General features: G+C 58.0%; 14 protein-coding genes and 2 pseudogenes. 9 read left to right on the top strand and 7 right to left on the bottom strand.

Annotated elements, in window-relative coordinates; translation table 11 throughout:
• Positions 1-4 precede the first annotated feature (4 nt).
• The 4 genes from BS629_RS36210 to BS629_RS36195 all read left to right on the top strand — a co-directional run bounded on the left by BS629_RS36210 (position 5) and on the right by BS629_RS36195 (position 3,006).
• Positions 5-931 carry an amino acid ABC transporter substrate-binding protein gene (locus BS629_RS36210; protein WP_018245773.1) on the top strand — a complete coding sequence of 309 codons (927 nt, stop codon included), beginning with the start codon at positions 5-7 and terminating at the stop codon, positions 929-931.
• A 23-nt stretch (positions 932-954) separates the two neighbouring features.
• Positions 955-2,049 (top strand): calcium/proton exchanger, encoded by a 1,095-nt coding sequence (gene cax, locus BS629_RS36205; protein ID WP_018245772.1) that lies wholly within the window; start codon positions 955-957, stop codon positions 2,047-2,049.
• A 133-nt stretch (positions 2,050-2,182) separates the two neighbouring features.
• Positions 2,183-2,533, top strand: coding sequence for a potassium channel family protein (locus BS629_RS36200; RefSeq protein WP_018245771.1), 351 nt, complete (start codon positions 2,183-2,185; stop codon positions 2,531-2,533).
• Between the two features lie 236 nt (positions 2,534-2,769).
• Positions 2,770-3,006, top strand: coding sequence for a hypothetical protein (locus tag BS629_RS36195; RefSeq protein WP_018245770.1), 237 nt, complete (start codon positions 2,770-2,772; stop codon positions 3,004-3,006).
• 127 nt (positions 3,007-3,133) lie between these two features.
• On the opposite strand, the gene BS629_RS36190 is transcribed toward BS629_RS36195, so the two are convergent.
• The 4 genes and pseudogenes from BS629_RS36190 to BS629_RS40405 form a co-directional block, all read right to left on the bottom strand.
• The gene (locus BS629_RS36190; protein WP_018245769.1) at positions 3,134-4,246 is read right to left on the bottom strand and encodes an AI-2E family transporter; all 1,113 of its coding nucleotides are present in this window, start codon (positions 4,244-4,246) and stop codon (positions 3,134-3,136) included.
• A gap of 38 nt (positions 4,247-4,284) precedes the next feature.
• Positions 4,285-5,130, bottom strand: coding sequence for a polyphosphate kinase 2 (ppk2, locus tag BS629_RS36185; RefSeq protein ID WP_018245768.1), 846 nt, complete (start codon positions 5,128-5,130; stop codon positions 4,285-4,287).
• An 18-nt stretch (positions 5,131-5,148) separates the two neighbouring features.
• Positions 5,149-6,867, bottom strand: coding sequence for a SulP family inorganic anion transporter (locus BS629_RS36180; RefSeq protein ID WP_018245767.1), 1,719 nt, complete (start codon positions 6,865-6,867; stop codon positions 5,149-5,151).
• 80 nt (positions 6,868-6,947) lie between these two features.
• A pseudogene (locus BS629_RS40405) lies at positions 6,948-7,070 on the bottom strand (HlyD family secretion protein); the annotation flags it as partial.
• Positions 7,071-7,376: 306 nt separating this feature from the next.
• On the opposite strand from BS629_RS40405, the gene BS629_RS36175 reads away from it, so the two are divergent.
• From BS629_RS36175 to BS629_RS36165, 3 genes are read left to right on the top strand one after another with little or no spacing between them, the layout of a single operon-like run.
• Complete coding sequence (locus BS629_RS36175) at positions 7,377-7,691, top strand: hypothetical protein (protein ID WP_018245765.1); 315 nt, start codon at positions 7,377-7,379, stop codon at positions 7,689-7,691.
• Positions 7,692-7,732: 41 nt separating this feature from the next.
• Positions 7,733-9,112, top strand: a complete 1,380-nt coding sequence (locus BS629_RS36170; RefSeq protein ID WP_077988799.1) for a DUF3300 domain-containing protein — start codon at positions 7,733-7,735, stop codon at positions 9,110-9,112.
• Between the two features lie 29 nt (positions 9,113-9,141).
• A complete protein-coding gene (locus tag BS629_RS36165; protein WP_018245763.1) occupies positions 9,142-10,080 on the top strand; it encodes a DUF2950 family protein in 939 nt (312 codons plus the stop codon).
• Here BS629_RS36165 and BS629_RS36160 read toward each other — a convergent pair.
• Together BS629_RS36160 and BS629_RS36155 are read right to left on the bottom strand one after the other, a co-directional pair.
• The gene (locus BS629_RS36160; protein ID WP_018245762.1) at positions 10,043-10,573 is read right to left on the bottom strand and encodes a CYTH domain-containing protein; all 531 of its coding nucleotides are present in this window, start codon (positions 10,571-10,573) and stop codon (positions 10,043-10,045) included. The two genes, BS629_RS36165 and BS629_RS36160, sit on opposite strands and share 38 nt — an antisense overlap.
• A gap of 37 nt (positions 10,574-10,610) precedes the next feature.
• On the bottom strand, positions 10,611-11,078 hold the full coding sequence (locus BS629_RS36155) for a hypothetical protein (RefSeq protein WP_018245761.1): 468 nt from the start codon (positions 11,076-11,078) through the stop codon (positions 10,611-10,613).
• A 259-nt stretch (positions 11,079-11,337) separates the two neighbouring features.
• Here BS629_RS36155 and BS629_RS36150 point away from each other — a divergent pair, with 259 nt between their 5' ends.
• Positions 11,338-13,131, top strand: a complete 1,794-nt coding sequence (locus BS629_RS36150; protein WP_018245760.1) for a tetratricopeptide repeat protein — start codon at positions 11,338-11,340, stop codon at positions 13,129-13,131.
• Positions 13,132-13,241: 110 nt separating this feature from the next.
• On the opposite strand, the gene BS629_RS39440 is transcribed toward BS629_RS36150, so the two are convergent.
• Positions 13,242-13,391 (bottom strand): hypothetical protein, encoded by a 150-nt coding sequence (locus BS629_RS39440; RefSeq protein WP_018245759.1) that lies wholly within the window; start codon positions 13,389-13,391, stop codon positions 13,242-13,244.
• A gap of 146 nt (positions 13,392-13,537) precedes the next feature.
• Between BS629_RS39440 and BS629_RS36145 the strand changes: the two are divergent.
• Positions 13,538-13,768, top strand: a pseudogene (locus BS629_RS36145) (hypothetical protein); the annotation flags it as partial.
• Positions 13,769-13,997 lie beyond the last annotated feature (229 nt).

Below are 13,997 nucleotides of genomic sequence, written 5' to 3'. Positions count from 1 at the left end.
AACCATGCCAATCAGCAAAGGTCGGTGGATCGCAACAGGCGCCTCCATATTCGTCATCGTAGTCTCAGCAGTGGGTTTTGCGCCCGCTCATGCACAGACACTGGACCGCGTCCGCGCAAGCAGTTCGTTGAAATTCGGCTATGAGGCCGATGCGAGGCCCTTCTCGTTCAAGACGGACAACGGTGCGCCCGACGGTTATGCGGTTGCTCTTTGCAACAAGGTTGCCGACAGCGTGAAAGCCGAACTGAAGCTGTCGCAGCTCGCTGTGGAATGGGTGCCTCTCACCGGCGAGGCGCGGGCGCGTGCGATACAGGATGGCGTGGTGGATCTCGTTTGCGGGGCGGAGCCCGTCACACTCAGCCGCAGACAGCAGGTTTCGTTCTCGATCCCCATTTTTCCGAGCGGCACCGGGGCTGTCGTCAGTACGAGCGCACCCCTGGCTTTGCGCGAGGTGCTGGAATATGGCGAACCGTCGAGCCGGCCTGTCTGGCGAGGCTCGCCGGCGCGCACGATACTTGAGAACAAGACATTCTCATCGATCACCGGGACGACGAGCGAGCACTGGCTGTCGGACAAAATCAAGACCTTTCAGCTCGCCGCGACGACGGCATCGGTTGACAGCTTCCAGCAAGGGATCGAGCGGGTCCTTGACGGTCGTTCAGCTGTCCTTTTCGGGGACATGCCGCTCCTGATGGACGTTGCGGCGCGCAGCGACAATTCCGGCAATCTTGTCGTCCTGAAGCGGCATTTCACCTACGAGCCACTCGGTCTTGAACTGGCGCGCGCAGACGAGGACTTCCGGCTCATCGTCGACCGCGCGCTTAGCCAGGCCTATGCGGCGCAGAATTTCCGCACATTCTTTACGACGTGGTTCGGTCCCCCGGATGAAGCGACTGTCACTTTCTTCCAGCAGACGGCCTTGCCTGAATAGCATCACCCGAACAGGAGCGTCCGTTGAGCCTCCTTTTGAAAGAGATACGCGACAGCCCTATGCTGTGGTTGCTGATCGCCGTGCCGGTGGTGTTCGTTGCTGCGATATTCATCCCCGAGGCCCACACGACACTCTTTGTTCTGTCGGTGCTTGCTATCGTGCCGCTGGCCGGGTTGCTCAGTCACGCTACGGAATCAGTTGCCGCCAAGACGGGTGACGCCGCAGGCGGGCTGCTCAATGCCACCCTGGGAAATCTCACCGAGTTGGTCATCGCGCTGGCAGCCCTGCGCGCCGGCGAGTACACGCTGGTGAAATCGTCCATTGCCGGCGCGATCGTCACCAACACGCTGTTCATGCTGGGCGCTTCGTTTTTGCTTGGCGGGCTTAAGTACCACTTCCAGGAGTTCAACCGAGCCAGCGCGCGTCTTCAAGCCGGCCTGCTCTTTCTCGCCACAGTCGGGTTGCTGATGCCTTCGGCTGTTGCTGAAATGGGCTCCACCTCCGCAGCCGCCGTCACCCAACAGCTCAGTCTTGGCCTAGCCCTCCTGCTCATCGTCGGATACGGACTTGGGCTGCTGTTCAGCCTCAGGACGCATCGCGAGATTTTCGCCGCCGCAGAACACGCACAGACAGACGAAATGCCGTGGCCGATCGGCCTGGCCCTGGTCACGCTCGCCGGGGTCACCGTCCTCGTGGCGCTGGTAAGCGAGATCTTCGTCGAATCCGTGCAAAAGGCAGCGGAGGCTTTCGGAATGACGCCTGCCTTTGTCGGTTTCATTGTCGTCGCACTGGTTGGCGGCGCTGCCGAAATGGCCTCGGCGTTTTCCGGCGCCCGCAAGAACCGGCTTGACCTCAGCGTGGGCATCGCGCTGGGAAGCGCTTCGCAGATCGCTTTGTTCGTAGCGCCCGTCCTGGTCTTGCTCAGTTACGTGATCGGCCCGTCACCGATGGACCTGCAGTTCCCGCCAGGCGTCGTGGTGATGGTGCTGCTTGCGACCATTACGGCGATGTTCGTAACCAATAGCGGACGGTCTGCATGGTTCGTCGGCGTGTTGGTGCTGATGGTTTATTTGATCTTCGCCATAACGCTTTATGTCTTGCCGCCACGAATGCCGTGAAGCGGCAATCGTCCGGAGGCAAATAGACTGTGGTTGGATGTGAGCGCGACTGATGCGGTCTGGTGGATCTCGGGCTTGAGTTCTCCACGCTTCATTGCTCTCTCCTGACGCTGACCGCAGAAAGGTCGAAGTCATGCCGTCAAAAGTAGGCAATGAGCCGAGCAATAGGCAAATAAGACGTCTGTTCTTCATCGCGCTTGCTAAGCAGCTGCGGGTAATTTGGCCGATCCTATCCGGCATTGTGTCGATAATGATCATCTCCGGCCTTGCGATATGGCGCATAGAGGATTGGCGAATCGACGAAGCTCTCTACTTCACCTTCGTTACAGGGCTTACTATCGGCTATGGCGATTTTACGCCCAAGCACGTGTCGGCGCGGGTGTTGGCAGTGGTGATCGGCTTTGCGGGAATTATACTGACCGGCGTCGTTGCCGCGGTCACTGTGAAGGCCTTGAACGCGACTGATCGCGGCAGCGCGGAGTAGGACATGTCAACGAGACGTCTTCCCCGTCCGGCGGCGTGCTATCGATATGCTAGGTCACATAAAGCTACGTTTTCGCGCTGGCATGTCCACGTTCGCCGCAAACGGCTTCCCAACAGCCATTGCATCCCAGCCGAACTCTCATTCCGAAAACACATCAATGCAGATCTCCTATGGTACGATCTGATACTCGAGCGATTTCGTATGATTTGCGGGGGTGCTTAACGCGGAGCTAATCAATGGGCAGAGAGCGTGGACGGAGGAAATTGATGCTTAGACTCCCCGATTTCCGTCGTGTTTTGGCCGACCAGGCCAGTGAGACACTGGACGAGATCTTTGAAGCTTACGATCTTGCCGCCGATGCGCTGGACCGGTTTCGAAGACAGAGTCCTAGGGAGGAAGTGCTGATCAAGGAGTACGAGCAACTCTGCCGCGAGATAGAGCAAGAAGTCATCATGTATTGCACCGATCGGTGAGGAGGGAATGCACACTTAAAAACCGGAAGGTAGTCCGTCGGCGGATGGAGATTTTTCGACTTGTGACAAGTCCTGACACGAGTTCGGCGTGTTTTCATGCCTCCCGGCTTGCCGGTCACGCTTTGTTTCAAGCATTTTTCGATCCGCCTGGTGCCTCTGACGGCCAGGCCCAGGCTCTCAGCAATTCATAAAAGACACTGAGGACGATCGGTCCCAAAAACAGCCCCAGCAGACCGTATGACAGGGTGCCCCCTATCACGCCGATCAGTATGACCGGCATCGGGGTCGAGAGACCTCTCGCCATCAGGATCGGCTTCAGGACGTTGTCGACGACCATGATCGGGACAGCGACGATTGTGAAGATGAGCGCGGTCGAAGTCGGCCAGGAGAACCACGCCCAAATGATGGCAGGCACGAGTACCAGTGCAGGCCCGAGTTGCATTACGCAAAGGACAAACACCAGTAACGTCAAGGCCCCGCGGGCCGGAATGCCAAAGAGGGCAAAGCACAATCCGCATAAGAGCGCCTGGAGGAAGGCGACGCCTATGACGCCCCTCGAGACGTTTCGCACGGTCATTCCGGCCAGGCGCGCAAAGCCGACGCCCTTGTCGCCAGCGATCCTGCTTGCCAGGACCTGTATTGCCACAGCCAGCCGCGGCGACATGGTGAGTAGGATGCCGGAGAAAATGATCGAGGCGACGAAGCTCAAGACACCGCCACTGAGCGAGGCCAATTTTGCGACGATGACACCCATGACTTCGAGTATTGGCGCTTGGAGCTTGACGATGGTTGATGCCAGGTCGGTAGCGAGCTGGTTCCATGCGTTATAAATTCGCTCCCCGACGACCGGCCATTCGCGAATGGTCGCCGGCGCGGCGGGCAGTGTGAAGTTCTCGGCCCGCAATTTGGCGACAAGCGGCTGTACTGCATCGGTAACGTTGACCGCAATGAGCGCCAGGGGCACGATGATCAGGACGAGACAGGCTACGACAATGACAATCGCGGCAATGACGGGCCTGTTTCCGATCAGTCTCGAAAGCGCCTCGAACATCGGAAAGAGCGCCACCGCAAGGATGGCCGACCAGGCGACGATCAGCGCGAAGGGTGCGATGAGAAGCAGGGTCCAATAGGCAAAGAGCCCGATAATACCCAATCTGACGAGGTCGCTTACCTTTGCCTCTATCGAAATCTGCCCCGTGTCGGCTCTCTGCGCCGTCGTATCTCCGGTTGTTTGTTCCATCGTCGCATCCCGTCCCGCGCCGTTCCGGCCGAGGTGATCTATGACGTCGTGTCGGGCACGACGTGCCGAATACTGCTATCCTCGACAAAATCCGACGGGCGTTTCTGGCGTTTGCCGAGATCAGGTGCCGCAAACTTCACACGCTCATAGGGAATGGATTGCAGGATGTGCGAGATGCAGTTGACCCGCGCATGCTTCTTGTCATCCGATGGCACGATCCACCACGGCGCATGGTTGCTGTCGGTCATTCGCAGCATTTCGTCATAGGCGCGTGTGTAGTCCCACCAGCGTTGATAGGATTCGACATCCATGGGGCTGAGCTTCCATTGTCTCAATGGGTCGTCGATCCGGCGCTTGAAACGGCGATCCTGTTCATCTTCGCTGACCGTCAGGAAGTATTTCAACAAAATGATGCCGCTTTCGACGATTGCCGCTTCGAAGCGAGGCGCCAGTTCAAGAAATCGCTGTGCCTTCTTCTCGCTGCAGAAGCCCATGACGCGATCGACGCCTGCACGGTTGTACCAGCTGCGATCGAAGATCACGATTTCCCCAGCCGCCGGCAGATAGCCGATATAGCGCTGCATATAGATCTGGGACTTCTCGCGATCGGTCGGAGCGGGCAGGGCGATCACGCGAAAGACGCGCGGGCTTACCTTTTCCATGATACGCTTGATCATGCCACCTTTCCCGGCGGCATCGCGCCCCTCGAAGACGATGACCACTCGTGCGCCGGATTTTTTTATCCAAGCCTGCAGATGGGCCAGTTCCACCTGCAGGCGGCTGATTTCCTTGTCATAATCCCATGACTTCTTCTTCTTCTTTTTGTCTTTGCCATTGCGGCCTGCCTCTGCATCGACCTGTTGGGGTTCATATTTCTCGTCCATGGTTCTCCTCCTTCGCGTCTAAAGCTCAGTGCTTGCCGAACCGGCATCGCCCGCTTGGCTATTCTTGCTCGTGAGCGCCGTCAGGGCTTCTTCCCTGCCATTGAAAAGGTTGTGAGCGCCGATCGCCTTGATCACTCCAGCGCGGTCGAGAATGTCGCGGCTTTCTTCGCTGAGGTCGGCGATTGCGAAGATGATATCTCGCTTCGCAAGGATCTCGGCCACAGCGGCGAGCGCGGTCGCGCCAGTGCTATCAATATGTGTGATAGCGCTGGCATCCAGCACAAAGCACCTTGTTCCGGCCGTGAGCTCCTTCGCAATCGTCGTCAGCCGCATACGCAGGTAATCGGCGTTGTAGAACAGGATGTTGCCCTGGATCGCGAAGACTGCCGCACCCTCGACGGGGCGTGCTTCCGGAAAGCGGGCCAGGTCGAAGAAACCGTGCCGTCCCTGGATGCGGCCAAGAAGGCCGTCGCGCGGGAACATCGTCTTGCGCACCAGATAGACAAGGGTTGCGGCAACGGCGACGATTACGCCGTTGAGAACGCCGAAGCTGATTGCGCCCCACATTGCGATCAGCGCAAAGACGAATTCCATGCGACTGATGCGCCAGATCTTTTTGAGCTCATGAACATCGATAAGGCTGATGGCTGCCGTTGCAAGGATTGCCGCGAGCGCAGGGATTGGAAGTATCCGCAAGGCACTATGAAGGAAAACAAGTGCCGCAATCAGCGTGGCGGCCGAAACCAAACCTGAAGCTTGAGAGACGCCGCCGGTCGACAGGTTTATGGCGGTTCTCGAATCCGATACGCTGATCGGAAACGAACCGAAGAGGCCGGGCGCGATATTGGCGGCGCCAAGGCCGATCAGTTCCTGATTTGCATCGACCTCTTCGCCGGTCCGCGATGCGAAGCTGCGCGCGGCTACGATGCCGGCGCCGAAGCTCACAAGAAAGATCGCAGCGGAGCCGAGCACGATCTTGTCGAGCGGCATCTGATGGAGTGCTGGCAAGGAGAGCATCGGCAGCCCGCTCGGAATGTCGCCGACGACGGCGATGCCTCGTCCCTGAAAATCAAAGATTGCGGAAAGAACGACCGACAGGACGACGACCAGAACGGGGCCGGGGACCTTGACCGGGAAGGCCCGGACTGCCCATAGCAATGCGAACATGAGCAGGCCGAAAAGGAGCGACGGCCAATGGATCGAAGCGCTCTTGCGGAGAATCTCGAGGAGCGGCGGGATCAATCCCTCCGACTCGATCTTCACTCCGGTAAAACGACCGATCTGGCCGACCAGGATCGAGAGGGACACGCCTGCGAAGAAACCGACAAGGATGGGGCGGGAGAGAAAACTTGCCAGGACGCCGAGCTTCAGCAGCTTTGCAGCGATGCAAAAGAAACCGACCCCGAGGGCAAGGGTCGAGGCGATGGCGACCCGATCGATGCCGGCGGCGGCGGGCTCTGCCGCAATGATCGCCGCCATCGCAGCCGCAAGTACCGTCATTGTGGCGGCGTCGGGGCCGATGACCAACAGCCGGGAAGGACCGAAGATCGCGTAGGCAATCGGACCAACGATGCTGGCGTAGATGCCGGTTTCAGGCGGCAGACCGGCGATCGCCGGATAGGCGATGGCGCTCGGCAAGCCCACGGCCGCAATCGAAAGTCCAGCCGGAATGTCACTGCGGAGCCAGTCTCGATTGAAACCGGCCAGGCCACGCAGGATCGGAAGATTGGCTATCACCGCGGCCTCCTGACATGTTTCTCTGCACCTTGCCGGCATCACGTTTGCATCGCTGATGCCGAAAGGATCGGCGTCTCATTTCAATGTTCCAGGAACACGAAGTTCATCCAGCTGCTCATGCGCAGAAGCACTTTTCGCAGAACTGCCACGTGGTGCCAGTGGTGGGTATAGACCGCGACCTCCGCGACGACGCCGCCCGGCATGATCTGAATTCACACCGTTCCGTCGCTGTCGACCATGAAATTCTAGACCCGCTTTGGCCCAAAGACCCGTAGCATCACGTAAGCTACACGGGCGGCTTGGTAGTCGGCCCGTGCGACAAGAACGTCTCTGCGGAAACTAAAGAGGTGGGGTCCGTGAGATGATGCCATTCGAGTTTCCGTGTGCGGAATTTCCCGAGTTTTTCGGAAGCCGGCTAACGTAAGATCGCGTATTTTACGTCTCTCGACGATCCGCCTGTTATATAGTCCCTTGCATCTGCTTAGCGTAGTTCGACGGCGGAGGCGGGGATGGTGTCGGGAGAAAGTGGTTCGACATACTTGTCCGCCCTCGAGACGGCAGAAACTTCTTTTCCCGAACAGAAGCGGCTGGTGCAGCGGCTTTTCTATGTAGACGAGCCCTTTCACAGCATGTGTGAGGATCTCGCTGCTGCGGCGCAGGCTCTGGCACATATCGAGCGGCTACCGGAGGCGGTTCGAGAGGCGCGGCGGCAGGAATATACAGATCTCGTCGACGCCCTGTTGAAAGAAATGGGGGAGGCGATCGCCCAATCGAAAATTGTGGTGCTCAGGCGGTCGCCGCCGACCGGCCCGAAATCTCCGTAAGCGCTTCTGTCATTCAATGATCCTAGGGAGGTACGTGCGTTATGAAAGCAATATCTCGCAAACTGCTTGGTGGATTGTCGGCTCTCGCAATCATTGCGTTCCAGCCGGCCCTCCCGGCGCGAGCCCAGACCCCTGCGCCGGCAACGGCACCCGCACAGACGAGTGCCGACCAACCCGAAACCGCGCTTCTGTCGGATGATGAGCTAGAAGTACTGGTGGCACGGATCGCGCTCTATCCGGACGAGTTGGTCGCGGCAATTTCAGCTGCCTCGCTCTTTCCTCTCCAGATTATCGAGGCGCAGCGGTTCCTGGAGGCGAAGAAGAAAAATTCCGATCTCAAGCCCAAGAGTGATTGGGACGGCAGTGTCGTCTCGCTTCTCAACTATCCAGACATCGTCAAGATGATGAGCGAGGATCTCGACTGGACCCAATCGCTCGCCGATGCGCTCGCCAACCAGCAGAAGGATGTCCTGATTGCCATCCAGCAGCTTCGCGACGAAGCGGTGGCAAAGAACATCATCAAGACGGATGACAAGGTGACGGTTGTTACCGAAAACGACAACATCATCATCCGGCCAACCGATCCGGAAAAGATCTATATCCCGCAATATCCGCCGGAAATGCTCTATGAGCCGGACTATGCGTCAGCGCCGGTCTCTTATTACCCCGATTATTACGACAACTATTATTATCCCGGGGCGACGTTCTTTGCCGGCGCGGTGACCGGCCTTGCCTGGGCAGCCGTCGTCAACTGGGATGACTGGGGTGTATGGGGTGGCCGCTGGGATGGCGATATCGATATCGACTGCAACAATTGCCTGAACGACCGTAACTTCAACGGAAAGCTGAAATGGAACGACGTCGATTGGAGCAATGTCGATCGCAGCAAGCTGAGTATCGGCAAGGACCAGATTTCGAAGCTGGACCGATCGGCGATCAAGTCCGGGCTGCAGGCCGACAATCGCAACCAGTTGCGCAACAGGGCTAACGATATCCAGGCGAGCCAGAGACCCGCGAATCGCGCCAATTCGGCGCGAGCGGAAGATATTCGCAAAAGCACGGCGCAGGGACTGAAGGAGCGGCCGCAGGGAAATAGGCCTACGGCCGCCAATCGCCCGGCTGCATCCCGGCCCGAGGCGCGTCCTCAGAAGGCAGCCAATCGTCCGTCAAAGCCTGCGCAGAAATCCGTCAAGAAGCCCAACAAGCCGCAGATGGCCGCCAGACCTGACAATCGCGGACGGCAACCAAGCGCGCTTGGCAACGTCCAGTCCGGTCGTCGCGAGGCTGTCTCCTCAAAGCGGGGAGCGCAGAGCATGGGCGCCCATCGCCAGTCAGCGCGTCCCCCCCAGCAGCGGTCGCGCCCAATGCCGAGTCGCGGCGGTGGCGGCCGTGGACGCGGCGGTGGCGGCGGACGGCGGTAAAACCTCTTTCTAGCTCAAGGAGTTACATCATGAGACGTCAATCGATCGCAATTCCGTTTATGCTTGCGACGGTGCTTTGCGCAATGCCGGCGGCACCGGCGCTCTCCCAAGTGCAGACAGATCTCGCCGAATACAAGGCGGCAACGCCGTCGCCGAAATTCGACAATCCATCGCTTGCTCTAGACAAACTGAAATCTGCCCTGAGTTCCGACAGTATCGACGATCTTGCCGCTCTGCTCGGCTTGAAGCCAGACAAGCTGCGCTCGAGCAATGAGGCGATGATCGCCTACGGATTGATCCGCGAGGGCGCCGAGCGTCAAGTGGTCCTGCGGGATTCTGCAGGCATGAAGATCGTTGCGATCGGCGATCGGCTCTGGCCGCTGCCGTTTCCGCTGACCGAAGGCAAGGACGGCAAATGGTCCTTTGACACCCAGCGCGGTTTCGAAGAGATCATCAACCGCCGCATCGGAGAAAATGAACTCGCCACCCTTGATACGATGCACGAATATGTCGCGGCGCAGTATCAATACGCATCCGAGGATCGTGACGGCGATGGCATTTATGAGTTCGCGAAGAAATTGATCAGCAGTCCGGGCAAACTTGATGGCCTATACTGGGATCCGAACGTCTATCCCGAGGAAAGCCCGGCAAGCGCGCTGGTCGAGACGGCGGCCTTCGGCGCCGCCAAACGCGGGGAAGGTTACTTTGGCTATCGCTATCGCATCCTGACTGCACAGGGAGACCAAGTCCTTGAGGGCAAGAAAAGCTATATCGTCAACGGCTACATGACGGGCGGCTTTGCCCTTATCGCTTGGCCGGTCAAATACCGGGTGACCGGCGTGCAGACATTTGTCGTCAACGGGAGGAGTGCCATCTACCAGCGCGATCTCGGCCCGCAAACCGAAGCGCGGGCCGCGGCGATAAAAGATTTCAATCCGGATGCCGATTGGACCATCGTAGGCGAGTAGGATCCCAGCCGGTGGCTCCCTGCGCTATGGCCGACACACGCGAGGCAGCGGCCATGGCGCGGTTGGAGTACCGGTTGTTGCCCGTTACCTCGCGTCCAAGCCATTGCGGCAGCGTGAAGCGCTCATCCTCGCTCGCCATTTCGATCTCGGCGAGCGTCAATCCTTCGTACGGTTCCGCAAAGACGTCCACCTGCCAATGTCTATCGTCATGAAGAACGCGGTAGCGGGTTTTCTCGAGAATGTGACCGGCGGCGAGCAGAAGATCACGTGCCTCGCCGACGGGAATTTCGTACTCATATTCCTCTTTAGCGAGGCGTGACATGGGGAACTTAATTGTGAGGTATCCACAATGTCCGTCAATCAGGCGAACGCGCACGCAGCTCTGATTGCGGTGGGACAGATAAGCCTGCTGTAGGACCTGCCCATTGTCGGCGCAATGACGCCAACTGTCGTCGCGGACCAGAAACTTGCGCTCGATTTCAGTCGCTTTCAATTGTGGTTCCTTCGCTTGGAATCGCTCCGTCGGTCAGTCACTCGACAGGCGGTTCCCAGGTCAGGAAGAAGCCCACGTCGCCCGGCATGCCGTCGGGGAAGTTGATGATCATCGCCTTGAGCCCGTAGCCCTGTGGCTTGGCAACCTCCTCGAACAGTTCCAGAAGCTCCTTTGCCCTTCCCTGCAGCGTCTTCTGCCATCCGGGAAGATTATTATTGATAGCTCGACCGCTATCGGTGCAGAAAGTCGAGGGGAAGCTGTAGATCAGGGCCTCGTACTTGCCGTCCGCAGCTGCCTTCATCACGAGCCGCTTGATAACGGCGCGTTCCGCTTCACCGATTTGCTTGCGAAAAAAATCCTCCACGAATTCGGCATGTTTCTTTGCCTCCCGCGATTTGATCTTTTCGTTGCGCTCCATTTCGAGAAGCTGAAGCTCCAGAGCACGCTTGCGCAGATCCTCTGCGCTTGTCATCGGATTGGATGTTGGCGTCTCAGGTGATGTCATCGTCGCTTCCTCCATAATGCGCGGAAATGATAAGGCGCGCGGGGAGGCTAGGGCAGTAAAATACACGTCCGCTTCGGTAGTATACTGTATCTTACGCTGGCATGAGGCTCTCTGCCCCTCCCTGAACGTCGGTGGCCGAAAGTTAGTTTGTCCCGATCAGCTGGTTCTGTCGAATGGCGTTGCCGTTCTGACAAGTCGGGACTATTGTTTGAAGCATTATACTGCAGGTTGTTTGCAATCGGAAACTGGCGGGGAACCGATGACAAGTGCAGGTGTTGGTGCGACTGGCAGCGGCTTGGCTTCACACGAAGAAGTGCAGCAGCAACTCGAGCGCATTCTTTCCAGTCCGGAATTTCGCCTTCCCGAGCGGGCGAGACGATTCCTGGAATTTGTCGTGACTGAAACGCTTGCCGGTCGTCGCGACTATTTAAAGGCGTTTACCATCGCGCAAGCCGTTTTTGGCAGAGATGCGAATTTCGACGCCCAGCAGGATCCATGCGTGCGCATCGAAGCAGGGCGGCTGCGCAGAGAGCTGGAGCACTATTATCTGACTGCCGGCAGCGCCGACCGGGTCATCATCACGATTCCGAGGGGCGGCTATGCTCCGGTCTTCGACGTGAGGCCGGGCGTTGAAACGTTAGCGATGCCGCAATCCGAATGGCCGATATCTTCGGAGGAGGGCTTACAACGGATTGATGCCCCCGGGGATGTAATCAAGCGAATTACGGCAAATCCCCAATTGTCACGATCCCGAAATTGGCTCCTTGCCGGAGGCGTGTTGTTAAGTCTTCTCTCGGCCGCCGCGCTGCTTCAGCATGACAGGCCGCTTGACGCGGGAACTGAGATAGCATCCGGAGTCGGCAGTCGCCCGATCATTGTCGTCGAGCGCTTCGAAAGCAGTTCCGACGGGAGACTTGCGTTGGACATTTCGCAGGGCATCACCGACGACATTATTGAAAAGCTAGTTCCCTTTAACGACATTGTCGTCGTTACCGACTTGCCGCGGTCCAGAGAGGGGCAGATTTCGCCAGAGCCGCTTTATGCCCTTCAGGGAGGCGTGCGATTGGAAAGCAGCATGCTGCGTTCAACCGCGCGGCTTGTACGGCGGACGGATGGGGCCGTTATCTGGGCGAGCAATTACGATGCCGACATGAAAGTGCAGGGCATCCTGAAAACGCAGGCAAGTCTTGCCGAACAAATTGCAACGGCAGTCGCGCGTCCATTTGGCGTCATGTTCCAGACCGATACCGCCAATATCGCTAATGGCGCGGACGCCTTTTCATGTGTCTTGTCCTATTACAGCTACCGCAGCGAAATGACTGCCCGTGCACACGAAATGGCAAAAACCTGTCTGCAACTGTCAGTTGAGGAAAAATCGGCCGATTCCAATGCCACGGCCTTGTTGTCCCTGACCTATCTTGATGAGTTTCGCTTTCCGTATCAGTTGAACACAAGGCCGACCGTCGCCACGCTTGGCGTCGCAAAGAAATTTGCAGAGCGCGCCGTGCAACTCGACCCAAAGAATGCGCGCGCACTTCAGGCCCTCATGCTTGCCAATTTTTTCGGTGGAGATTTGGCCGGGGCCATGCGCGCCGGCGAGGCGGCCTATGCCAGCAATCCGAACGACACTGAAGTGGCCGGTGAATACGGCTTGCGCTTGTCGATGTCGGGCCAATGGGGCAGGGGATGCGAGCTGATTTCTGCGGTCGTCAGCAAAAATGCTGGCCCCCGCGGATATTACGAGGTGGGAATGGCGCTTTGCGCCTTCATGCGAGGGGATACACAGGCTGCGGAATTATGGTCCCGCATGTCGGACCTCAATTACAATCCGATGCATCGTCTCGTGCTGGTCGCTATCCTCGGCTCCATGGGAAAGAAGGCCGAGGCAAAGGAGCAACTCGACTGGATCGAGCTCCACTCACCGGCGTTGATCCCGAATATTAAACAGGAGGTCGCCAGTCGGCTGGTGCGGATCGAAGACCAAGAGCGGTTTTTTGTAGGACTGCAGGCAGCCGGCTTGCCGCTGCAAAACGACGAGAAGCCTGGGAACTGAGTGCAACGACTGCAACGTCTGTTTTATTCTCACTTTGGTGAATATCAGGCTCGTCGCGTGCAGCCTGCAGGTCGTCGTGACGGGCCGCTATGACAATGAGCTGATCAAAATCAGATCGCTATTGCCTTCACGACGAAAGGTTGATCGGCCCATCTATCCTGGGCATCGGAGCCGAACAGGATGAACTTCAAGATCCTGCCGCGCTTCTTGAACTCGACCGAGTTCTCGTTGCTTGCAAAGCGGCATCGGGATGGTTTCATGAGAAATCGACAGGCGAAAGTTTCGCATCGCTCGCTCTGAGCTTTGCGATCAGACCTCAAGAAACCTTCATGAAAGCTCGGGGTTGAAATGGCCGCACCCGGCTCCAAATCCGTCGGCGGTAGTCGAAACGCAAGGGCAGGGGCGCATGGGCAACGCGCATATCGATCGGATCGGCCGGGTCAAATCAGCCTTGGGTTTCGTTCTCGTGCTTTTCGGCCTCTTCTCCTGCCGCCAGGCATTTGCGCCGCCTGCCGATATCGGCGGCCTGACGGTGACGTCGCCTGATGCCGCTTCGGGCTGGAGGAAGGCTGGCAAGGGCAATCTCTTTATGCTGCAGAAAGATTTTCCGGAAACGGAGGACGATAAGCGCGGAAATGAGAGACAGCGCCCAAGCTATTGATAAAGTGGATTTATACGGCGACGCCATTGACCTCCCGGTCGGCTGGAAAGCCACCGTTGGTATCAGTTACTTCGAGCCGTCGGCAATGCGCGAATCACCTGAAATCTGTGTCATGTCGTCAGCCGTCTCGATCGGCTGAAACGGGCGGTTTGGTTAAGCATTTGTAAATTGGTAACGAATCGGGGCATATAGTAACTGCGCAACT

Origin of the sequence: Rhizobium leguminosarum bv. viciae USDA 2370, from assembly GCF_002008365.1 — a bacterium.
GTDB lineage: Bacteria > Pseudomonadota > Alphaproteobacteria > Rhizobiales > Rhizobiaceae > Rhizobium > Rhizobium leguminosarum.
This window is presented reverse-complemented; position numbering and strand designations above follow the sequence as displayed.

Excerpts from the sequence above, each read along its gene's own strand:
- BS629_RS39440 (WP_018245759.1), bottom strand. The coding sequence starts at position 13,391 with ATGAAACCATCCCGATGCCGCTTTGCAAGCAACGAGAACTCGGTCGAG.
- BS629_RS36150 (WP_018245760.1), top strand. The coding sequence starts at position 11,338 with ATGACAAGTGCAGGTGTTGGTGCGACTGGCAGCGGCTTGGCTTCACAC.
- BS629_RS36165 (WP_018245763.1), top strand. The coding sequence starts at position 9,142 with ATGAGACGTCAATCGATCGCAATTCCGTTTATGCTTGCGACGGTGCTT.
- BS629_RS36170 (WP_077988799.1), top strand. The coding sequence starts at position 7,733 with ATGAAAGCAATATCTCGCAAACTGCTTGGTGGATTGTCGGCTCTCGCA.
- BS629_RS36200 (WP_018245771.1), top strand. The coding sequence starts at position 2,183 with ATGCCGTCAAAAGTAGGCAATGAGCCGAGCAATAGGCAAATAAGACGT.
- BS629_RS36190 (WP_018245769.1), bottom strand. The coding sequence starts at position 4,246 with ATGGAACAAACAACCGGAGATACGACGGCGCAGAGAGCCGACACGGGG.
- ppk2 (WP_018245768.1), bottom strand. The coding sequence starts at position 5,130 with ATGGACGAGAAATATGAACCCCAACAGGTCGATGCAGAGGCAGGCCGC.
- BS629_RS36155 (WP_018245761.1), bottom strand. The coding sequence starts at position 11,078 with ATGACATCACCTGAGACGCCAACATCCAATCCGATGACAAGCGCAGAG.
- BS629_RS36175 (WP_018245765.1), top strand. The coding sequence starts at position 7,377 with ATGGTGTCGGGAGAAAGTGGTTCGACATACTTGTCCGCCCTCGAGACG.
- BS629_RS36210 (WP_018245773.1), top strand. The coding sequence starts at position 5 with ATGCCAATCAGCAAAGGTCGGTGGATCGCAACAGGCGCCTCCATATTC.
- BS629_RS36195 (WP_018245770.1), top strand. The coding sequence starts at position 2,770 with ATGGGCAGAGAGCGTGGACGGAGGAAATTGATGCTTAGACTCCCCGAT.